The sequence below is a fragment of the Pseudomonas sp. MWU347 genome, from assembly GCF_017947305.1.
GTDB classification, from domain to species: Bacteria; Pseudomonadota; Gammaproteobacteria; order Pseudomonadales; family Pseudomonadaceae; genus Aquipseudomonas; species Aquipseudomonas putida_A.
This window is the reverse complement of sequence record NZ_JAFGZB010000001.1, coordinates 92,403-113,646: the sequence shown is the minus strand read 5'-3', so window position 1 is coordinate 113,646 and position 21,244 is coordinate 92,403. Positions and strand designations below refer to the sequence as shown.

The 21,244-nt window shown below is 61.3% G+C and carries 19 protein-coding genes; 7 read left to right on the top strand and 12 right to left on the bottom strand.

Annotated elements, in window-relative coordinates; all coding sequences use genetic code 11:
* Positions 1–51: 51 nt before the first annotated feature.
* Positions 52–726 carry an anti-sigma factor gene (locus KCG87_RS00500; protein ID WP_210556483.1) on the bottom strand — a complete coding sequence of 225 codons (675 nt, stop codon included), beginning with the start codon at positions 724–726 and terminating at the stop codon, positions 52–54.
* A complete protein-coding gene (locus KCG87_RS00495; RefSeq protein WP_210556486.1) occupies positions 723–1,358 on the bottom strand; it encodes a sigma-70 family RNA polymerase sigma factor in 636 nt (211 codons plus the stop codon). The genes KCG87_RS00500 and KCG87_RS00495 overlap by 4 nt, the downstream gene beginning before the upstream one ends.
* 148 nt (positions 1,359–1,506) lie before the next feature.
* Between KCG87_RS00495 and KCG87_RS00490 the strand changes: the two genes are divergently transcribed.
* The gene (locus KCG87_RS00490) at positions 1,507–2,064 is read left to right on the top strand and encodes a DUF2780 domain-containing protein (RefSeq protein ID WP_135296719.1); all 558 of its coding nucleotides are present in this window, start codon (positions 1,507–1,509) and stop codon (positions 2,062–2,064) included.
* Between the two features lies 1 nt (position 2,065).
* Here the strand turns inward: KCG87_RS00490 and KCG87_RS00485 are convergent, their stop codons facing one another.
* Positions 2,066–2,953, bottom strand: a complete 888-nt coding sequence (locus KCG87_RS00485) for an acyltransferase (RefSeq protein WP_135296718.1) — start codon at positions 2,951–2,953, stop codon at positions 2,066–2,068.
* Between the two features lie 309 nt (positions 2,954–3,262).
* On the opposite strand from KCG87_RS00485, the gene KCG87_RS00480 reads away from it, so the two are divergent.
* The 4 genes from KCG87_RS00480 to creD all read left to right on the top strand — a co-directional run bounded on the left by KCG87_RS00480 (position 3,263) and on the right by creD (position 7,507).
* Entirely contained in the window at positions 3,263–3,766 is a 504-nt protein-coding gene (locus tag KCG87_RS00480) for an ATP-dependent zinc protease (RefSeq protein ID WP_007962587.1), read from the top strand.
* A 68-nt stretch (positions 3,767–3,834) separates the two neighbouring features.
* Positions 3,835–4,515 (top strand): two-component system response regulator CreB, encoded by a 681-nt coding sequence (gene creB / locus KCG87_RS00475; RefSeq protein ID WP_210556488.1) that lies wholly within the window; start codon positions 3,835–3,837, stop codon positions 4,513–4,515.
* On the top strand, positions 4,515–5,933 hold the full coding sequence (creC, locus tag KCG87_RS00470; protein ID WP_210556490.1) for a two-component system sensor histidine kinase CreC: 1,419 nt from the start codon (positions 4,515–4,517) through the stop codon (positions 5,931–5,933). The genes creB and creC overlap by 1 nt, the downstream gene beginning before the upstream one ends.
* Before the next feature lie 203 nt (positions 5,934–6,136).
* Entirely contained in the window at positions 6,137–7,507 is a 1,371-nt protein-coding gene (gene creD, locus KCG87_RS00465) for a cell envelope integrity protein CreD (protein WP_210556491.1), read from the top strand.
* Positions 7,508–7,679: 172 nt separating this feature from the next.
* On the opposite strand, the gene KCG87_RS00460 is transcribed toward creD, so the two are convergent.
* From KCG87_RS00460 to KCG87_RS00425, 8 genes are all read right to left on the bottom strand, one after another.
* Positions 7,680–8,309 (bottom strand): glutathione S-transferase, encoded by a 630-nt coding sequence (locus tag KCG87_RS00460; protein ID WP_210556493.1) that lies wholly within the window; start codon positions 8,307–8,309, stop codon positions 7,680–7,682.
* A 193-nt stretch (positions 8,310–8,502) separates the two neighbouring features.
* Positions 8,503–8,682, bottom strand: a complete 180-nt coding sequence (locus KCG87_RS00455) for a hypothetical protein (protein ID WP_098965951.1) — start codon at positions 8,680–8,682, stop codon at positions 8,503–8,505.
* Complete coding sequence (locus KCG87_RS00450) at positions 8,679–9,803, bottom strand: PepSY domain-containing protein (RefSeq protein ID WP_210556506.1); 1,125 nt, start codon at positions 9,801–9,803, stop codon at positions 8,679–8,681. Before KCG87_RS00450 ends, KCG87_RS00455 begins: the two co-directional genes overlap by 4 nt.
* A gap of 74 nt (positions 9,804–9,877) precedes the next feature.
* Entirely contained in the window at positions 9,878–12,316 is a 2,439-nt protein-coding gene (locus tag KCG87_RS00445) for a TonB-dependent siderophore receptor (RefSeq protein ID WP_210556508.1), read from the bottom strand.
* 217 nt (positions 12,317–12,533) lie between these two features.
* Positions 12,534–13,505, bottom strand: a complete 972-nt coding sequence (locus KCG87_RS00440; RefSeq protein ID WP_210556510.1) for a FecR family protein — start codon at positions 13,503–13,505, stop codon at positions 12,534–12,536.
* A complete protein-coding gene (locus KCG87_RS00435) occupies positions 13,502–14,020 on the bottom strand; it encodes an RNA polymerase sigma factor (protein ID WP_098968459.1) in 519 nt (172 codons plus the stop codon). The genes KCG87_RS00440 and KCG87_RS00435 overlap by 4 nt, the downstream gene beginning before the upstream one ends.
* A 288-nt stretch (positions 14,021–14,308) precedes the next feature.
* On the bottom strand, positions 14,309–15,016 hold the full coding sequence (locus tag KCG87_RS00430; RefSeq protein WP_210556512.1) for a 3'-5' exonuclease: 708 nt from the start codon (positions 15,014–15,016) through the stop codon (positions 14,309–14,311).
* The gene (locus KCG87_RS00425; protein ID WP_348983724.1) at positions 15,013–16,947 is read right to left on the bottom strand and encodes a DUF294 nucleotidyltransferase-like domain-containing protein; all 1,935 of its coding nucleotides are present in this window, start codon (positions 16,945–16,947) and stop codon (positions 15,013–15,015) included. The genes KCG87_RS00430 and KCG87_RS00425 overlap by 4 nt, the downstream gene beginning before the upstream one ends.
* A 259-nt stretch (positions 16,948–17,206) precedes the next feature.
* Between KCG87_RS00425 and KCG87_RS00420 the strand changes: the two genes are divergently transcribed.
* Positions 17,207–17,653, top strand: coding sequence for a response regulator (locus KCG87_RS00420; protein ID WP_098965943.1), 447 nt, complete (start codon positions 17,207–17,209; stop codon positions 17,651–17,653).
* 199 nt (positions 17,654–17,852) lie between these two features.
* Here the strand turns inward: KCG87_RS00420 and KCG87_RS00415 are convergent, their stop codons facing one another.
* On the bottom strand, positions 17,853–20,030 hold the full coding sequence (locus KCG87_RS00415) for a malate synthase G (RefSeq protein ID WP_003228921.1): 2,178 nt from the start codon (positions 20,028–20,030) through the stop codon (positions 17,853–17,855).
* 649 nt (positions 20,031–20,679) lie between these two features.
* Here KCG87_RS00415 and KCG87_RS00410 point away from each other — a divergent pair.
* Positions 20,680–21,198, top strand: a complete 519-nt coding sequence (locus tag KCG87_RS00410) for a glycine cleavage system protein R (protein WP_210556518.1) — start codon at positions 20,680–20,682, stop codon at positions 21,196–21,198.
* Positions 21,199–21,244 lie beyond the last annotated feature (46 nt).

Sequence of the window (21,244 nt, the reverse complement as noted above, 5' to 3'; positions counted from 1 at the left end):
CAGCCCAGCGGGAGCAAGCTCCCTCGCCACAAAAGGTTTGTGGTGCCAGAGTCAGAGAGCCGCTAACGCGCCTTGGTAAAGCACTGGCCCCGTCGGTTGCCCGGTCGGCGAACCACCTTTCGGTTCCAGACTCACCGCCAGCGCAATCGGCTGGCCGATCAAGACTTTCTGCGCCGCGCTCAGTTCAACCTTGCCTTTGCCGCCTGCAGGAATCACCCCCAGCGAAATCGGCTTGCCGTCCGCCGGTATCGCCCACAGTTCCAGGCTGCGATCTGGCCCGACTGCCGCCAATGTCAGCGGTTCGACTTGCAGATAATCCGCATGCGCCTCGACCTTCAGTGCCGGCTGCGTGTCGGCGCTCAGCAAGGTGGCGCGGTAGCGGGCGTCGTCGCGGTTGTACAGGGAGCCGAGGAACACCAGCACCACGATCGAACAGGCAGCGACGCTGACGCGCAGCCAGTTCCAGAACGGACGTTTTTCCGGGACGTGCAGTACTTGCGGCTCGATCCGCGCGGTGATGCCTTGCCACACCCGATCCGGCACCGGGTGCTCCGGCAGCGTTTCGGTAAGGCTGGCGAGGCTCTCCTGCCACTGCGCCAACTCGGTTCGCAGTGCTGCGTCATCCAGCAGCAATTGTTCAAAGCGCCGACGCGCCGCTGCCGACATCAGGCCAATGGCGTAATCGGCAGCGAGGGCGCGGCGCAAGGCGGGGGTCTGGTAGTTCATGATTCAAGGCACCTGCGCAGACGCTCCATGCCGCGACGAATCCACGACTTCACCGAGCCCAGCGGTGCCGCCAGGTGTTCGGCCAGTTCCGAGCAGGACAAACCCTGAAAGTAGGCGACGCTGATCGACTGGCGCTGCATGCCGTCGAGAGTGTCGAGGCAACGGTGCAGCGCGCTGGCTTCGCGGCTGCTGTTCAACAGGTCGTGGGCTGAAGGGCCATCGTCCGGCAGGGTGTCCTGTTCGAAGTCGGTCAGCGGCCGTTCGCGCTGCTTGCGTAATTGGTCGATGGCCTGATGGCGGGTGATGTTGATCATCCAGGTCAGCGGCGCCGACAAGTGGGCTTCGTAGCGCGAGGCGTTATTCCAGATGCGCACGAAGCTTTCCTGCAGCACTTCCTCGGCCAGATCCGCCCGGCCCATGAAGCGCAGGGCCACGCCGTGCAGGCGTGGGCCAACGCTGCGATAGAGCGTTTCGAATGCACCGCGGTCGCCCAGTGAGCACTGGGCCAACAGCTGGCGCAACTGATCGGGGTCGGCGATGGAAATGACGGCTCTCCAGGCAATGGGCGGGCGACGAGGGCGCTGCTCGGGCTGTTCACAGGCTAGTTCAGCGACGGCGCTTGTGCCATTCATCTCGGGTTATCCGCGGTTTCACGTTTTATATACGTGGCTATGCTGAAAATGGATGCGTCGGCGAGGAACATGCTGGCTGAAACCCGGTCAAACCGGCAGTTTTGCCGCTCATAGACGGGCGGTTACCACAGCGCAAGAGGATGTCTGAATGAAGATTTCACGCGGTATTGCCTTGGCTTCACTGATGACCCTTGCAGCGAGCCCGGTGTTTGCCGGCTTCAGTCTGGACGACGTGACCAAAGCGGCTGCAAGCATGCAGGGTGGCAACGCTGCCACCGCCGCCGCGCCGACCTCGGAAACCGCCGGTTTGCTGCAAGCCGTTACCGGTCTCGGTGTTACGCCTCAGCAAGCCGTCGGTGGCACCAGCGCCATGCTCGGCCTGGCCAAGAATCAGTTGAGCAGCACCGATTATTCGCAGCTGGCCAAAGAAGTGCCGGGCATCGACAAACTGTCGGGCGGCAGCGGCAACCTGGCGGCGTTGAGTGGTTTGCTGGGTTCGTCGGGCAAGTCGGCCGGGCTGGAAAACGCGCTGGGCAACGTCAAGGACACCAACGACCTGAACAATGCCTTCGGTGCGTTGGGCATGGACAGCGGCATGGTCGGCCAGTTTGCCCCGGTGTTGCTCAAGTACCTGGGTGATCAGGGCGTCGGCGGCCCGCTGCTGCAGAGTCTGGGCAGCATCTGGGGCGCCGGCACCGGTAGCTGATTCAGCCGCGCTCGCCGCGCAGTTCGCTGATGCGCTGATCCTTCTCGGTCCAGAGCTGGTTGACCCAGTTCTGGACCTGCTGGCGAAACTGCGGATCGTTCTCGTAATCGCCCTGCGACAGTGCCGGGTCGAGTTCGCGGGTCTGGATGTCGACAATCACCCGCGGCACGCTGCCGCTGATCAGATCCCAGAACCCCGGAATCTTCTGCTGTGGATAAACCACGGTCACGTCAAGCAGCGCATCCAGCTGTTCCCCCATCGCCGCCAGAACAAACGCCACACCTCCCGCCTTGGGTTTGAGCAGATGCTTGAACGGTGACTGCTGCTGCGCGCTTTTCGCCGCGGTGTAGCGGGTGCCTTCCAGATAATTCACCACCGTCACCGGCTGGCGTTTGAACAGCTCGCAGGCCTGTTTGGTGATTTCCAGATCCTTGCCCGCCAGTTCCGGGTGCCTAGCGAGGAACGCCTTGGTGTAGCGCTTCATGAACGGGTAATCCAGCGCCCACCACGCCAGACCGAGGAACGGTACCCAGATCAGTTCTTTCTTGAGGAAGAACTTGAAGAACGGCGTGCGCCGGTTGAGGGTCTGGATCAGCGCCGGAATGTCGACCCACGACTGGTGGTTGCTGACCACCAGGTACGAGGTGTCACCACGCAGGTCTGCGCCGCCGCGAATATCCCATTGGGTGGGGATGCACAGGCGAAAAATCAGCTTGTCGATTTCCGCCCAGGTCTCGGCAATCCACATCACCGCCCACGAGGCGTAGTCGCGCCAGCGCCCCGGCGCAATCAGTTTGAGCAGGGCAAAGACCAACAACGGCCCGATCAGGATCAGGGTGTTGAGCAACAGCAGCAGGGTGACGAAACAGCCGGTGAGCAGGCGGCGCATAAGCAACTCTATGAAGGCGGATGGGCGCGCCATGATAAGTGGCTTCGGGTGAGAGGCCAAATCGATGGTGACGAATGTTTCACTTTTGGCTGGCTATGCTGGCGCTGATTACTGTGTTGGCAGGGCTGGGCTCTTCGCGAGCAAGCCCGCTCCCACAGTGGATCTTCAGTGTGCATGCCATCTCCAACAGATCCCGGATCCCCTGTGGGAGCGGGCTTGCTCGCGAAGGCGGACTCAAGCGAACCAATTGCTCGCCGGCTGTCTAAAATCTCGCGTCTGACGCCCTCATTTTCCAAGGAAGCCCTCTACGTGAAATCCCTCCTTGCACTGTTTGCCCTCGTCGCCCTGCCGGTCATGGCCGCCGAGCCGACCCTGTACGGGCGTTACGAATACATCGCGCTGCCGGAAATCGGTGGTGAGGTGCTCAAGGCCAAGATGGACACCGGCGCGCTGACCGCCTCGCTGTCGGCCAAGGACATCGAGACTTTCACCCGCGACGGCGAGAACTGGGTGCGTTTCCGCCTCGGCACCAAGGATGCCAGCAACAAGGTCTACGAACACAAGGTCGCGCGGATCAGCAAGATCAAGAGCCGCTCGGATGAAGAGGACGAGGGTGACAGCACTGAAGTCGCCAAGCGCCCTGTGGTCGATCTGGAACTGTGCCTGGGCAACGTCAAGCGCACCGTTGAGGTCAACCTGACCGACCGCAGCAACTTCAACTACCCGCTGCTGATCGGTGCCAAGGCCTTGCGCGAGTTCGGCGCGGCAGTGAACCCGGCGCGGCGTTTCACCGCCGACAAGCCGGACTGCTAAGTGGTCTCATTGACGTAACGTCAGGCTTGGGGCACCGTTCGCGCACTTAACCCATGGGCTCGGACGCCATGCCTCATATCCTGATTGTCGAAGACGAAGCGGCGATTGCCGACACGCTGATTTTTGCCCTGCAGGGCGAGGGGTTCGCCACCACGTGGCTGAGCCTCGGCGCGGCGGCGCTGGAGTTTCAACGGCAGACCCCGGCTGACTTGATCATTCTCGATATCGGCCTGCCGGACATCAGCGGTTTCGAAACCTGCAAACAGCTGCGGCGCTTCAGTGAAGTGCCGGTGCTGTTCCTCAGTGCCCGGGACGCCGAGATCGATCGGGTGGTGGGGCTGGAGATCGGCGCCGACGATTACGTGGTCAAGCCGTTCAGCCCACGGGAAGTCGCCGCGCGGGTACGGGCAATTCTCAAGCGCATGGCGCCGCGTCCTGCGGTTGAAGCGTCCTCGACGCTGTTTCGCATCGATGCCGAGCGTGCGCAGATCGTCTATCGGGGACAGCCGTTGAGCCTGACCCGTCATGAGTTTCGCCTGTTGCAATGCCTGCTCGAACAACCGCAGCGGGTGTTCAGCCGCGAGCAATTGCTCGATGCGCTGGGCGTGGCGGCGGACGCCGGTTACGAGCGCAGCATCGACAGCCACATCAAAAGCGTGCGCGCCAAATTGCGCCTGGTGCGGGCCGATGCCGAGCCGATCCAGACCCATCGCGGCCTCGGTTACAGCTACAGCCCGGGGCACAGCTGATGTCGTTGGGGCTGCGGATTTTTCTGGTGTATGTGCTGTTTATCGGCCTGACCGGTTACTTCGTGCTCAACACGGTGATGGAAGAAATCCGCCCGGGCGTGCGCCAGTCCACCGAAGAAACCCTGGTCGACACCGCCAACCTGATGGCGGAAATTCTCCGTGATGATTTCAAGGCCGGCACGCTCAGCGAAAACCGCTGGCCCGAATTGTTGCGTGCCTACGGTGAACGCCAGCCGCAGGCGACCATTTGGGGTTTGCCGAAAAATCAGGTCAACCACCGCATCTACGTCACCGACGCCAAAGGCATCGTGGTGCTGGATTCCAGCGGCGTGGCGGTCGGTCAGGATTACTCGCGCTGGAACGACGTCTACCTGACTTTGCGTGGTGAGTACGGCGCTCGTTCGAGCCGCAGCGATCCGAATGATGCGAACTCCTCGGTGATGCACGTCGGTGCGCCGATCCGCGACAACGGCCGGATCATCGGCGTGGTTACCGTGGCCAAACCCAACAGCTCATTGCAGCCTTATGTTGATCGTACCGAGCGGCGCTTGCTGTTTTACGGTGCCGGGCTGATCGGCCTCGGTCTGCTGTTCGGCGCTTTGCTGTCGTGGTGGCTGAGCCGCGCGCTGCACCGTTTGACCGGGTATGCGCAGGCGGTGAGCGAAGGTCGGCGAGTGGAAGTGCCGCATTACCGTGGCGGCGAACTGGGGCAACTGGCCACAGCGGTGGAGCAGATGCGCACCCAGCTCGAAGGCAAGGCTTACGTCGAACGCTACGTGCACACCCTGACCCATGAATTGAAGAGTCCGCTGGCGGCGATTCGCGGTGCTGCGGAATTGCTGCAGGATGAGATGCCAGCGATTCAGCGCCTGCGCTTTGTCGGCAACATCGACAGCGAAAGCGCACGGATGCAGCAGTTGATCGAGCGGCTGTTGAATCTGGCGCAAGTCGAGCAGCGTCAGGGGCTTGAGGAACGGGTGGCGGTGCCGCTGGCAGGACTGGTTGACGAATTGTTGCAGGCGCAGGCGGCGCGGATCGAGGGGCGGCGGCTCACGGTCGAGCAGACGATTGCACCAGATCTGCTGCTGATCGGCGAGCCGTTTCTGTTGCGTCAGGCCCTGGGCAACTTGCTGGAGAATGCGCTGGATTTCACCCCGGTCGCCGGGCTGCTGCGCTTCAGTGCCGAGCGCGTAGGGGAGCAGGTCGAGTTGCGCTTGTTCAACGAAGCAGCGGCGATTCCCGATTACGCCTTGCCACGCCTGAGCGAGCGGTTTTATTCGCTGCCGCGCCCGGACAGTGGGCGCAAGAGCACTGGACTGGGGCTAAACTTTGTTGAGGAAGTGGTGAAGTTGCATGGTGGGTCGATGCATATCCGCAACGTCGAGAGCGGTGTGGAAGTGACATTGCGCTTGTCCTGAAACCGAGTCGCTGCCTTCGCGAGCAAGCCCGCTCCCACAGGGGGGGGTGTTGAAACACAGGTCTCGGTCACACCAAAGATCAACTGTGGGAGCGGGCTTGCTCGCGAAGGGGCCGGTGCAGTCTCCACACAATCTCCATATTCCCCCCACATTCCCCTCATACATCAACAGCAGACTCTGCCCATCCAAACAGGGAGAGTCCCATGAACAAGAATCTGACCATCAAGCTCGGGGCGATTGCCCTGCTGATCCTGCTGTTGCTGATACCGCTGCTGATGATTGACGGCATCATCGATGATCGCCAGCAACTGCGCGACGGCGTGCTCGAAGACATCGCCCGCAGCTCCAGCTACAGCCAGCAACTGAGCGGGCCGGTGATGGTGGTGCCGTATCGCAAAGTGGTGCGCACCTGGAAGACCAACGAGAAAACCAGTCAGCGCTACGAAGAACTGGGCGAAGAGCGTGGTCGGCTGTACTTTCTGCCGGAACGTTTCGAGCTCGACGGCCAAGTGCAGACCGAGCTGCGCAATCGCGGTATTTACGAGGCGCGACTGTTCCATGCCGACAATCGCATCAACGGGCATTTCTCGTTGCCGGCGCAATTGGGGATCAAGGAAGACTTTGCCGATTACCAGTTCGATGCGCCGTTTCTGGCGGTGGGCATCAGCGATATTCGCGGCATCGAAAACGCCCTGAAACTGGAACTCGATGGCCAGCGCTTGGACTTCGTACCAGGTACCCAAGTCGGCTGGCTCGGCGAAGGCGTGCGGGTGACGTTGCCGGCGCTGGATACCCGCAACGCCACGGAGCTGGCCTTCGGTTTCGACCTGCGTCTGCAAGGTACCGGTTCGTTGCAGGTGTTGCCGGTGGGCAAAAGCAGTCACGTCAGTCTTGCTGCCAACTGGCCGCACCCCAGTTTTGTCGGCAACTTCCTGCCGGGCAAACGCGAGATCAGCGACCAGGGTTTCAGCGCTGATTGGCAGACCACGTTTTTCTCCACCAACCTGCAAGAAGCCATGAGCCGTTGCGTGATGGGCAATGACTGCGAGGCGTTCAACGGGCGCAGCTTCGGCGTGAGTTTCATCGATCCGGTGGATCAGTACCTGAAGAGTGATCGGGCGATCAAATATGCGCTGTTGTTCATCGTCCTGACGTTCGCCGGTTTCTTCCTGTTCGAAGTGCTCAAAAGTCTAGCGGTGCACCCGGTGCAATACGCATTGGTCGGGGTGGCGCTGGCGTTCTTCTATCTGTTGCTGCTGTCGTTGTCGGAGCACATCGGCTTTGCCCTGGCGTATCTGCTGTCGGCTAGTGGCTGTGTGCTGTTGATCGGGTTTTATGTTTGCCACGTGCTGCACAGCGTGCGCCACGGCCTGAGTTTTTCTGCGGGATTGGCGGCGTTGTATGGCCTGCTGTATGGCCTGCTGAGCGCCGAGGATTACGCGTTGCTGATGGGTTCGCTGCTGTTGTTCGGCCTGCTCGGGGTGTTCATGGTGCTGACGCGCAAACTCGACTGGTACGGGATCGGGCAAAAACCGGCCAAGCCGCTGGAATTTGATGTGGGGGCGATGCAATGAGCGGGCTGCGTGAGGATCAGCGCTGGAAGGAAGAGTTGGTGACGCGAATTGTCGGGTTTCTGCCTTTGGATGCGAGTTGGTGCCTTCGCGAGCAAGCTCGCTCCCACAGGAGTACGCATTCCAATGTGGGAGCGAGCTTGCTCGCGAAGGGGCCGGATCAGGCGCGGCCGACTTAAGGCTTGGGCATCGTGGCAACCATGGACGGTCGCTGGCTCACGTCGAAATACCAGTTGGCCAGTTGCGGATTGGCGCTGCGCCAGTCCAGATCCGGATGACGCAGATCGATGTAACCCAGTGCACAGGCGACGCTGATTGCGGCGACGTCGAAATGGCTGGTCAGCTCGGCGATGGCGTCACTTTCCAGATAGGCCAGGGCGCGACGAATCTTGTCGCGCTGGGCGTCGAGCCACTCGTCCCAGTGTTTTTCCGGGGCGCGCAGCACCAGTTCGTAACGCACCATCACCGAGGCGTCCATGATCCCGTCGGCCAGCGAGGCCAGGGTCAGACGCCGCCAGCGGGCCGAACCTTCGCGAGGGATCAGCGGATTGCCGACGTGTTGCTGGTCGAGGTATTCGAGGATCACGCGGCTGTCATGGATCACGCTGCCGTCGGCCAGACGCAGGGCGGGAATCTTGCCCAGCGGGTTGTCGGCGTTGAGCGCAGCGTCCGGGCTGACCGGGGTGAGGACGCAGTCTTGCAGGGCGACGCGATCCTGCTGGCCGGTCTCGAGCAACAGCACCATCACTTTGCGCACGAACGGGGAGAGCGTGTTGTGAAACAGGGTCATGCTGGGGGCGGACATTGGCAAACCTCGGTGGTCATCGAAGAGCAGGAGATTAGCCTAGTCAGATACAGAACGGCTGGCGAGGGATTTGCTGGTGTTCATCAGGCCGCCTTCGCGAGCAAGCCCGCTCCCACACTGGATCTGTTTCGTTCAAAAATCCCCTGTGGGAGCGGGCTTGCTCGCGAAGAGGCCCTGTCAGGCAGCACAAAAATCACTCGCGCGGCAGCAAACCTCTAATGGCCAGAAATGCGGGAACACCCAGCCCGACCCAACTCAACGCATCCCAGATCCCGTCCCCCAGCAACGCCGAAAACAACCCCGCCGCACTCAGCAGCGCAATCACCAGCGGCGTGCTGAACACTTTCCAGAAACTCGACTGACGCGGCTTCATGCAGCAGCCTCCCGCGGCAACGGTTTCGCCGCTTTACGCCGCACCACCCACAGATACACGCCGCTGCCGAGGACGATGATGGTCAGCACGTCGAGGGTTGCCCAGAGGATCTTCATCGGCATGCCGCCGTAGTCGCCGAAGTGCAGCGGCTGGGACATGCCCATGGCGTCCATGTACCACGGGCGCTCGGCCACAGCGGTGACCTGTAGGGTGCTGGCGTCGATCAGCACCGGCGTCAGCAGGTGCGAGGTCAGGTGCGTGCCGCCCTTCATGAAGACTGAATAATGATGCTCGCTGGAAAACCGCGTGCCGGGGAAAGCGATGAAATCCGGGTTCATGCCCGGCGCCACGTCCCGGGCGATGTCGAGCAGGCGGGTGGCCGGTGCCAGTCGGGTCAGCGGCGGGGCATCGCGGTAGGGCGCGACCATGGCGCTCAGCGTGTCATTGCGCCACGCGGCAATGAGCAGATCGGCGCAGGCGCTGATCACGCCGGTGACGCCGACCACCAAGGCCCAGGTCAGGGTAACGACGCCGATCAGGTTGTGCAGGTCGAGCCAGCGCAGGCGGGTGGACTTGTCCTGACGCACGGTGCCGAACTGCAAGCGGCGCATGAACGGCAGGTAGAGCACCGTACCCGAGATGATCGCGACCACGAACAGCAGACCCATGAACGCCAGCAGCAACTTGCCCGGCAGTCCGGCAAACATGTCGACGTGCAGGCGCAGGATGAACAGCATCAGCCCGCCATTGGCCGACGGGGTTTCCAGCGCTTCACCGGTGCGCGCATCAAGCATGAAGGTGTGCGACGAGTTCGGTTCGGTGCCGGCGGTCTTCGCCATGATCGTCAGTACGGCGTTGGGTTCGTCGTCTTCGAAACCGAAGTATTGCACCACTTCACCTGGGCGATGTTTTTCTGCGGCCTCGACCAGTTGCGCCAGGTTCAAGCGCGGCGTGTCGACCGGCATCTCGCGCACTTGTGGGGCATCACCGAGCAGATGCTCGATCTCGTGATGGAAGATCAGCGGCAGACCGGTCAATGCCAACAGCAGCAGAAACACGGTGCAGATCAGGCTGGTCCAGGTGTGGATGAACGACCAGCGGCGAATTGTTTTACTTTTCATTTCATGACCTTCAAAAACACCGAAGCCGTCCACGGGGGACGGCCTGGTGACAGAACCTGGTTCAGCTCACGCGCTTACCACTTGTAAGTGGCGCTGGCGATGACGCTGCGCTGGTCACCGTAGTAGCAGTAGTAGCCGTCGCAGGTGGAGATGTAGTCCTTGTCGAACAGGTTGGTGGCGTTGACCGCGACCGATGCACCTTTGAGGCTGTTGTCCAGGCGACCGAGGTCGTAATGCACCGAGGCGTCGAACACGGTGTAGGCGTCCGCTTTGCCCAGCCAGGTGTTGGCCTTGTCGCCGTAAGTGTTGCCGGTGTAACGCACGCCACCGCCGATGCCGAAACCGTCGAGTACGCCGCTGTGCCATGTGTAGTCGGTCCACAGCGAAGCTTGCTGGTTAGGCATCAGTTGCAGGCGATTGCCCTTGTCCACGCCTTTCTGCACTTCGGACTTGGCCAGGGTGTAGGCGGCGATGACTTTCAGGTTATCGGTGACGTCGGAAACCGCTTCCAGCTCCAGGCCTTTGACCTTCACTTCACCGGTCTGGCTGGTGATGGTCACGTTGTTGACGATGCTGTTGACCGCGACGTTCTTCTGGGTCAGGTCATACACCGCAGCGCTCAGCAGAGTCTTGCTGCCCGGCGGCTGGTACTTGATGCCCAGTTCCCATTGCTTGCCTTCGGTCGGCTTGAGCGAACCGGTGGAGGTGGCATCGGCGCCGCTGGTTGGCTGGAAGGATTCGGCGTACGACAGGTACGGCACGAAGCCCGAGTCGAACACGTAGCTGAGCGCCGCGTTGCCACTGAACGCCTTGTCGCGCTGGGTGTTGGTGGCGTCGCCCTTGTTGATGAACTGCGTGCCGGTGTGCACCCAGTCTTCACGCCCGCCGAGGGTCAGGCGCCACTGGTCGAGGGCCATCTGGTCCTGTACGTACAGGCCGGTCTGGTAGGTCTTCTGGTCATAGTCATAGAACGCCGAAGAGCGTGCTGGACGGGTGATCGGCTGACCGTAGATCGGGTTGTTGACGTTAATGTCCGGCGCGGTGCCGAAGATCGACGTGTAGTTGGTGTTGCTGCGCTGGTGATCCAGACCGAGCAACAGCGTATGGCGGATGTCGCCAGTGGCGAAGTCGGCCTGGAAGTTGTTGTCCACGGCGAACTGGCTGATGTCTTCATCAACGTTGGTGGTGCCGCGACCGACATTGCCCTGAGCATCCACGGTGAAGCCGGCGAACGATGGGTTGTAACTGTTGACGGTCACGGTCTGGAACGACAGATCCGACTTGGTGTAGCGCAGGTTCTGCTTGAACTGCCAGACGTCGTTGAGGCGATGCTCGAAGGCATAACCGAGCGCGTAGTAGGTGCGGTCGTAGAAGTCGTAGTCCGGATCACCGAGGTTCTTGTGATGGGAAATCTTGCCGAACGGCATGTCGATCTTGGTGCCCTGAATCGGGTAGAACTGGCTGGTGACACCGGTATCGTCGCGGGTGAACTGGGTCAGCAGGGTGAATTTGGTGTCGTCATCGATGTTCCAGGTCAGGCTCGGCGCGATGTTGTAGCGCTTGTTCTCGATGTGATCGATCTGCGTGTCGCTGTCGCGCACTACACCGCTGATGCCGTAGAGAAACTGGCCGGCGTCGTCGATCTTGCCGGTGCTGGCGAAGTTGATCTGGCGATGGTTGTCGCTGCCGTACTGCAACTGGATTTCGCTGCTGGCTTCCGCGCTCGGGCGCCGGCTGACCATGTCCAGCAGACCGCCCGGCGGCGTCTGGCCGTAGACGGAAGAGGCCGGGCCGCGCAGCAGCGCGAGGCGGTCGAGGTTCCAGGTTTCAGGCTTTGGGTTGGCGTATACGCCCTTGGGCAGCGGCAGGCCGTCGAGGAACTGAGTCGGCTCGAAACCGCGCACCCGTAGCCAGTCGATACGGGTGTCGCTGCCGTAGCTGCTGGCGGTGATGCCCGGCATGTAGCGTACGGCGTCATCGAGGCTGTGCACGCTGCGGTCGTCCATTTGCTGACGGGTGGCGACCGAGATCGAGCGCGGTGCTTCGACCAGCGCGGTGTCGGTCTTGGTGCCGGCGGCGGTGCGGGTGGCGGTGTAGCCTTCGACCGGGCCCCAGGCCGTTTCCAGATTTTCCACGCCGATCACTGCGGTTTCCGGCAGCGCCAATGTCCCTTCCGGCACTGCAACCAGAGTGTAGGTGCCGGTACTGCTTTGTTCCAGTTGCAGACCGGTGCCTTGCAGCGCCGCGCGCAGAGCACCGGCGGCGTCGTACTGACCGCTGACCGGCGCAGAGGTCTTGCCGGCGGCCAGCGACGGATTCAGCGACAACGCGAGGCCGCCCTGGCTGGCGATCTGGTTCAGCGTGGTCGACAGCGGCGCCGCTGGCAGGTTGTAGGCACGCACGCTGGAGGCCTGTTCAGCAGCGAGCAACGGGCTGCTGAACAGCGGCGCGCTGAGGGCGATGGCGACGGCCAGCAGACTGGGGCGCAGCAAGGTGTCTAGCGAACGGGACATGCGAAGGCTCCTGAATGGAAATATTTCTCAATTGCCTGTGTGCCGGACGAGAATTGAAAAGTGATAGGGCTGGATGAAAATAATTTCGATTAACTGGGAGTGGGGCGGCCGATTCGGAATTTTCGAGTGCTGCGGGTGGCCCTATCGCGAGCAGGCTCAATCCTACAGGGGGAACGCATTCCTGCTCGCGATAGCTATTTCCCTGACAACGAATTTTTTAAGGCTTGGTATCAGCCTTCGCCACCGTGACCCAATACGGCGTGTGCTGCTCGATCTGCACCGGCAGGGTCGGCAGCAGCGCACTCAAGGCCTTGTCGGTGTCGTGCAGCGGGAAGCTGCCGGTGATGCGCAGGTCAGCGATTTCCGGCGCCACGCCCAGATATCCGCGGCGATAACGCGCCAGTTCATGCACCAGGTCTTCCAGTCGCGCGTTGTCCACCACCAGCATGCCGCGGGTCCAGGCATCGGCGCCGGGCGTGAGCGCGGCGACCGTGTCGAGGCCGTCATTGCGGATCAGCACTTGCTGGCCTTCACGCAGGATCCGCTCTTCAGGATGGCTTTGCGGATGCGCCGCCACCGCCGACTGCAACACGCTCAAGCGTGTGCCTTGGTCTTCACGCTTGACCAGAAACCGTGTGCCCAACGCGCGCATGCTGCCTTCGCGCGTCTCGACAATGAACGGCCGCGCATCGCCATGGCCGGTCTCGACCATGATCTCGCCTTCCTGCAACACGATCAGCCGCTGCCTGGCATCGAAACGCACATCCACCGCGCTGTGGGTGTTGAGGTTGAGCACGGTGCCATCGGCCAGCCGCACGGTACGCTGCTCGCCGGTGGCGGTGCGTTGATCGGCGAGCCAGTAATCCAGCGGCAAGTAGCGATCACCGGCAAACAACGCCAGACCGACGAGCGCCACCACGCTGGCCAATCCGCTGCCGAGCTTGCGCACGCGCCGCCGAATGCCTTCGCGCGATTGCAGCAAGGCTGCGCGGGCCGGGCCGTTGGCGACGCTGAAGCGCTGATCGAGCATGCCCAACTGCCGCCAGGCGCGGGCGTGTTCTTCATTCGCTGCATGCCATTTGGCGAACTCCTCGCGCTCCAGCGGACTGCCGGAATCCAGCGACAACTGCCAGGCAATCGCCGCATCCAGCACCTGCGCGGAGACCGGTTTGGAGCTGGCCGGACTCATGTCGGCTCACCGTACAGGGCGATGTAGCACTGGCGGATGCCCTGCGTGAGGTACTGCCGCACACGCGGCACGGAGACGCCAAGCTTCGCGGCGATTTCAGCATGGCCGAGGCCGTCGAGGCGGTTATAAAGGAAGGCGGCGCGGGCCTTGGTCGACAGCTTGCCGAGCAGGCGGTCGATAGCCTTGAGGTCTTCGAGGATCAGTTGCTGCTCTTCGACCGACGGTTGTTCGCCTTCGGGGATCAGCATCAATTCAGTGAGGTAGGCCTGCTCCAGTGCGGCGCGGCGGAAGTAGTCGAACAGCAGGCCCTTGGCAATCGCCACTAGAAACGCCCGGGGTTCGCGCGGCGTCAGCAGTTGCTCGCGACCGAGCAAACGCACGAAGGTGTCCTGGCTCAGGTCTTCGGCTCGTTGCGGGCAAGCCACATTGCGCCGCAACCAGCTCAGCAGCCAACCGCGATGGTCGCGATACAACGCACCGACGAGTTCACTGTGAGGGCTTGGGACTGACGACACCAGACGCACCGATTGGGAAATGTTAACCAACGAGAATTGTTCGCGATTCTCGCAGAGGTGGGAATGGTTAGCAATTGGCCACTGGTCGGGTGGGTGCACAAGAGCTGCCCCTCACCCTAACCCTCTCCCGGGGGAGAGGGGACCGATCAGGGAATATTCTGGAGCTGCACCGACCGGAAAGTGCTTTGCTGAATCCATAATCGATCTGGTTTTTCAGGTCGATGTATAACGCAAGACAATAAGGTCAGCTCCCTCTCCCTTTGGGAGAGGGTTGGGGTGAGGGGGCTTTTAGAAGGACGGCGCCTGCTGACGACGTTTCCACTGACTCAAACGCTGCTGCAGGTTCAACGGACTATGAATCTGCTGCTGCCGCGCCCGGCTGAACAGGATCAGCGCCAGCTCCGCCGTCGCCAGTGCATCGGCACTCGCGTTGTGCCGCTCGAACACCTCAAGCTTGAACCAGTCGATCCATTTATCCAGGCCGGCCTCGCGGATATTCGCCTGCGGGCACAACAACGGCGCCATGTCCGCGACATCCAGAAACACATTCTGCAGCTTGTAACCCAAGTGTTCTTTCAATGCGCGCCCGAGCATGTGCTGATCGAAGGGCGCATGAAACGCCAGCACCGGGCTGTCGCCGATGAACGCCATCAACTCCAGCAACGCCTCGGCCGGGTCGCTGCCGGCGGCAATCGCATTCGGCCCCAGGCCATGAATCAACACGCTCGGGCTGAGTTTCAGCTCCCGACATTGCAGGGTACGCTCGAACTGCTGGCTGAAGTCGATTGCGCCGTCTTCGATCACCACCGCGCCGATCGACAGCACGCGATCCTTGTTCAGGTTCAACCCGGTGGTTTCCAGATCGAGCACCACCCAACGCTGCTCGCGCAGGCTGCATTCTTTCAGTTCGCTGATCGCCGGCAACGTCGCCAGACGTTGTTGCAGGTCTGCCGACAGCAGTGGGCTGGCCGGCCGCAGCCACGAAAACAGGCTCATAGCTGATACCGCAGGGCCAGGCTGCTTTGCAGGCGCTGGGCCTGGCGCAGGGATTCACGCAGGATGCGTCGGTCCAGATGATTGAGGCTGTCGGGATCGACCCGGTTCGACCACGGCAGATTTTCCCGCGTCTGGATCTGATGCTGCTGCATGCGTGTCTGCTGAATGAAGTGGTAGGCCTCTTCATACGCAGCGCCGTCGAGACGTTCGATCACCTCTTTTTCAACCAGTTGGCGCAAGCGTTCGAGGGTGTTGTTGGTTTCGATGCCATTGACCAGTGCCAACAGGCGTGCGCCGTCGACGAAGGGCGTCAGGCCCTGAACCTTGAGATCAAGGGTGGCTTTCTCGCCGTTTTTGCGCGCCAGCACAAACTCGCGGAAACGCCCTACGGGCGGGCGATTGCGCAGGGCGTTCTCGGCCAGCATGCGCTGGAACAAACGGTTGTCGCCGACCTGATCGAGAATCCCCCGGCGCAGTTGAGCGCAGCCTTTCTCGTCGCCCCAGACCACCCGCAGGTCGAAGTAAATGCTCGAACCGAGCAGGTTCTCCGGCGTCGCCTCGCGGATAAATGCTGCAAAGCGCCGCGCCCATTCTGCTCGGGACAGGCACAGCTCAGGGTTGCCGGCCATGATGTTGCCCTTGCACAGGCTGAAGCCGCACTGCGCCAGGCTCTGGTTGATCTGCTGGGCGATCGGCAGCAGCTTGCCGCGAATCTCCGCCGCGTGTGCAGCGTCCCGCGCTTCGAACAGAATGCCGTTGTCCTGATCGGTGTGCAGCGTCTGTTCGCGCCGGCCTTCGCTGCCGAAGCACAACCAACTGAACGGCACGCCGGGGTCACCTTTTTCGGCGAGGGTCAGTTCGATCACCCGGCACACGGTGTGGTCGTTGAGCAGGGTGATGATGTGGGTGATCTGCGTCGAAGACGCACCGTGAGCGAGCATGCGTTCGACCAGTTGGCCGATCTCGCCGCGCAGGCTCACCAGTTGTTCGATGCGCTGGGCACTGCGGATGGTTCGGGCCAAGTGCACCAGATCCACCCGTTGCAGCGAGAACAGATCGCGCTCGGAAACCACGCCGCACAGGCGCTGATCCTTGACCAGACAGACGTGGGCGATGTGCCGTTCGGTCATGGCAATCGCCGCGTCGAAGGCGCTGTGATCGGGCGACAGAAAGAACGGCGAACAGGTCATGTGCCGCTCAATGGTTTCGCTGAAATCACCGCTGCCATTGGCGACCACTTCGCGCAGATCACGCAGGGTGAAAATCCCCAGCGGCGCCTTGTGCTCATCCACCGCGACGATGCTGCCGACCTGTTGCTCGTGCATCAGCTTCACCGCTTCACGCAACGGCGTGTCGGGGCTGCAAGTCACCGGATGGCGCATCGCCAATTCGCCGAGGCGGGTGTTCAGCGAATACTGGGTGCCGAGGGTTTCCACGGCTTTCTGCTGGACTTGCTGGTTGACCTGATCGAGCAGGCTGCTGACCCCGCGCAAAGCGAAATCGCGGAAGCTGTTGGACAGGGCGAACAGTTTGATGAACGCCGGTTTGTTCAGTTGCAGGCAGAAGGTGTCTTCGCTGGCCAGATGTTCGGTACGGGTCGCCCGTTCGCCAATCAGCGCGGCCAGCGGGAAGCATTCGCCGGTGGTGATCTCGAAGGTGGTTTCGGTGCCAGGCCGGGTGATGTGCTGGCGTTCGCCGACCACGCGACCCTGTTTGACGATGTAGAAATATTCGACCGGCCCGTCGGCGGGCTTGATGATGCTTTCGCCCTGGCCATAGAAGCGCAGCTGACATTGTTCCACCAGAAAAGCCAGGTGGGCGTGTTCCATCTGATTGAAGGGCGGGAAGCGCTGGAGGAATTGCAGGGTGCCCTGAATGTTCTGCAACACCGCGGTTTTCCCTGCCTGGGTGAAGGCGTCCGCTTTACTCATAACCATTACCGCAGTCTTTTTTGAATTGTTGTTGTCGGATCGTTGCGGCCATGGTCGGCCCCTGCGCGCGGGGTGCCCATTGGACGTAAGTCTAGGTTTGCCATGCCGTTCGGCACATTTGGGAAGTGCCCTACAAAAACAGTCGGAAATTCCCCCGCCAGCCACTTGGAAAAAAATCCGACGAAGTGCACATTGAAGCTCTGCTTAGCGATGTCTGACGACTGTGCCAGGTGACTGAATTGAAAACGTAGAGAATGCCATGTCCGACCACGATATTTTGAGCGACGCCGAGCGTGAAGCGCTCAGCGCAGTAATGCTCGAACCCGACTTGCCGCCGCAGCGTGTACTGATCGTCGATGACGACAAGGACGCCCGGGAGCTGTTGTCGGAGATACTCGCGTTAGATGGCATTCGTTGCATGACCGCGGCCAGCGGCGAAACCGCACTGAAGATGCTCGACGAAAAACCTTCGATCGGGCTGGTGATCACTGATTTGCGTATGGGCAATGTCGGTGGACTGGATTTGATTCGGCAGGTGCGTGAGTCGGAGCGGGCGGCGTTACCGATCATCATTGTTTCGGGCGATGCCGATGTGAAAGACGCCATCGCCGCGATGCACCTGAGCGTGGTGGACTTTCTGCTCAAGCCGATTGATACGGTGAAGTTGCTGGGCCTGGTCAAACACGAATTGGGCATTGATCCCTGACTCTCAAGCTACACCGCCCCCCCTGTGGGAGCGGGCTTGCTCGCGAATGCGTCCTTTCTGTCGAAGTTAATGTTGAATGTGAGTCCGTCTTCGCGAGCAAGCCCGCTCCCACAAGGGATCTCCAGTGGTCCGGAGATTTTTATAGGCCAACAAAAAAGCCCTGATCTCTCGACCAGGGCTTTTTCACATCAGCGCAAATTTACAGGCCGTTGGCTTTCTTGAACTCGCGACGACGACGGTGCAGTACCGGCTCGGTGTAGCCGTTCGGCTGTTTGGTGCCTTCGATCACCAGTTCGACTGCTGCCTGGAAGGCGATGTTGCTGTCGAAGTTCGGTGCCAGCGGACGGTACAGCGGGTCGTTGGCGTTTTGTCGATCGACCACTGGCGCCATGCGCTTGAGGCTTTCCATCACTTGCGCTTCGGTGACGATACCGTGCCGCAGCCAGTTGGCGATGTGCTGGCTGGAGATGCGCAGCGTTGCACGGTCTTCCATCAGGCCGACGTCATTGATGTCCGGCACTTTCGAGCAACCCACGCCCTGGTCGATCCAGCGCACCACGTAACCGAGAATGCCCTGGGCGTTGTTGTCCAGTTCGTTCTTGATCTGCTCAGGCGTCCAGCTTGGGTTGACCGCCAGCGGAATGGTCAGGATGTCGTCCACCGAAGCACGGGCACGCTTGGCCAGTTCGGCCTGACGGGCGAACACGTCGACCTTGTGGTAATGCAGCGCGTGCAGCGCAGCCGCGGTCGGCGATGGCACCCAGGCGGTGTTGGCACCGGCCAGCGGGTGAGCGATTTTCTGTTCGAGCATCGCCGCCATCAGATCGGGCATCGCCCACATGCCTTTACCGATTTGTGCACGACCTTGCAGGCCGGTGCTCAGACCGATATCGACGTTCCAGTTCTCGTAGGCGCCGATCCACTTTTCGGCCTTCATGTCGGCCTTGCGCACCATCGGGCCGGCTTCCATGGAGGTGTGGATTTCGTCGCCGGTACGGTCGAGGAAACCGGTGTTGATGAACACCACGCGCTCGCTGGCAGCCTTGATGCAGGCTTTGAGGTTGACCGTGGTGCGGCGCTCCTCGTCCATGATCCCGACTTTCAGGGTGTTGCGCTTGAGGCCCAGCACATCTTCGATGCGACCGAACAACTCGTTGGTGAACGCCGCTTCTTCCGGGCCGTGCATCTTCGGTTTGACGATGTAGACCGAGCCGGTGCGGGTGTTCTTGCGCGAGGTGTTGCCGTTGAGGTTGTGCATCGCCGCGAGGCACGTCACCAGACCGTCGAGAATGCCTTCCGGCACTTCGTTGCCGTCCTTGTCCAGGATCGCGTCGATGGTCATCAGGTGACCGACGTTACGCACGAACAGCAGCGAGCGACCGTGCAGGGTCAGTTCACTGCCATCGACCTTGGTGTAGGTGCGATCCGGGTTCATGGTGCGGGTGAAGGTCTGGCCGCCCTTGGCGACTTCTTCGGACAGGTCGCCCTTCATCAGGCCGAGCCAGTTGCGGTAGATCACCACTTTGTCGTCGGCATCGACGGCAGCCACGGAGTCTTCGCAGTCCATGATGGTGGTCAGTGCCGCTTCCATCAGGATGTCTTTGACGCCGGCGGCATCGGTCTGGCCGACCGGGGTGCTGGCGTCGATCTGGATTTCGAAATGCAGGCCGTGGTTCTTCAGCAGGATCGCGATCGGGGCATTGGCATCGCCCTGGAAGCCGATCAGCTGTGCATCGTTGCGCAGGCCAGTGTTGCTGCCGCCCTTGAGGGTGACCAGCAGTTTGCCGTCAACGATCTTGTAAGCCGTCGAATCGACGTGGGAACCGGCGGCCAGGGGCGCCGCTTCGTCGAGGAACGCACGGGCGAAGGCGATGACTTTATCGCCACGCACCTTGTTGTAGCCTTTGCCTTTTTCCGCGCCACCGTCTTCGCTGATCGCGTCGGTGCCGTAGAGGGCGTCGTACAGCGAACCCCAGCGGGCGTTCGAGGCGTTGAGGGCGAAGCGGGCGTTCATCACCGGCACCACGAGTTGCGGGCCGGCGGTACGGGCGATTTCATCATCGACGTTTTGCGTCGTTGCCTGGAAATCAGCCGCTTCTGGCAGCAGATAACCGATTTCTTGCAGGAAGGCTTTGTAAGCCACGGCGTCGTGCGCCTGGCCGGCATGTTCCTGGTGCCAGGCATCAAGGCGAGCCTGGAAGTCATCGCGTTTGGCGAGTAGGGCTTTGTTCTTCGGCGCCAGGTCATGAATGACCTTGTCGGCACCTTCCCAGAATTTTTCGGCGGTGAGGCCGGTACCGGGAATGGCTTCGTTGTTCACGAAGTCGAACAGGACTTTGGCGACCTGCAGGCCACCGACTTGAACGTGTTCAGTCATTGCTTGCCTCACTCTGCTCAGCTATTTCGCTTTTCAGCTCTTCAATTTTGACAATGAAGCCTCTGGCCATTTAAACCACAAACCTTCCGACCAGTACATGCCATTGCTGGCGGCTGGGCTGGGACCAATCAACGGCTTGGGGGCCTTGCTGACGGGGCTTTCAGGGTTGCGAACATGCCTTGGGCAGACATCGATCCAGCGTTATGTAGTGCGCGCCGAGGCATACTACATGATGCGTTGCGCTTGTGAAAATCAGACTAATAACGTCGTTCTGCGACCTCATGACGCATTGCGGTCACGTCGCGGAACGGGATGTTCTCAAAAAACCATCGGATTGTTCCAGCTAAATATAAAAAGTTGTACACATAAATCCTTTCTGCCTGCTATGGCATCCCCCTGCGGTGCACATTCTGTGGCGAGGGGATTTATCCCCGATGGGTGGCGAAGCCGCCCCCTGCGCGCTGACAGGTAGACCGAGCTGACAGGGTTTACGGCTGCTGCGCAACCGATCGGGGATAAATCCCCTCGCCACAGGCTGCATCCAAAACCAAGACACAGGTCACTCGCACAAATTGCTGCCCGGGCTGAATCAAACCCCTTGCCTATACTTGCCTTTCTATAACAAAAGTCATGACAAGAGGGCGGCGCCATGGACCATCTCGTACTCACTGTGTTTGCCCCGGACAAGCCCGGGCAGGTCGAGCGCATCGCCCAATGCATCGCTGAGCACGGCGGCAACTGGCTGGAAAGCCGCATGTCACGGATGGCTGGGCAGTTCGCGGGGATTCTGCGAGTGGGCGTACCGGCGGAGGCTTACGACGAATTAGTCGATTCCCTACAAGCGCTGTCGGCACAGGGCATTCGCGTGCTGATCGCCGAGAGTGGCATCGAGCAGTCCTGCACCTGGAAACCGATCGGCATGGAGTTGGTGGGCAATGACCGCCCGGGCATCGTGCGCGACATCACCCGGTTGCTCAGCGAGCAGGGGGTGAACCTCGAACGGCTGGTGACCGAAGTGCGCCCGGCACCGATGAGCAGCGAGCCGTTATTCCACGCCGAAGCAATTCTCGCGGTGCCGCTGACCCTGTCGCTGGACGTGCTGCAATCGCGCCTGGAAACCCTGGCCGATGATCTGATGGTCGAACTGGTGTTACGCACAGAGGTTTAAGCGCCGCCAGGGTTATCCAGTTTTAACGTGCACCTGCCTGTGGATA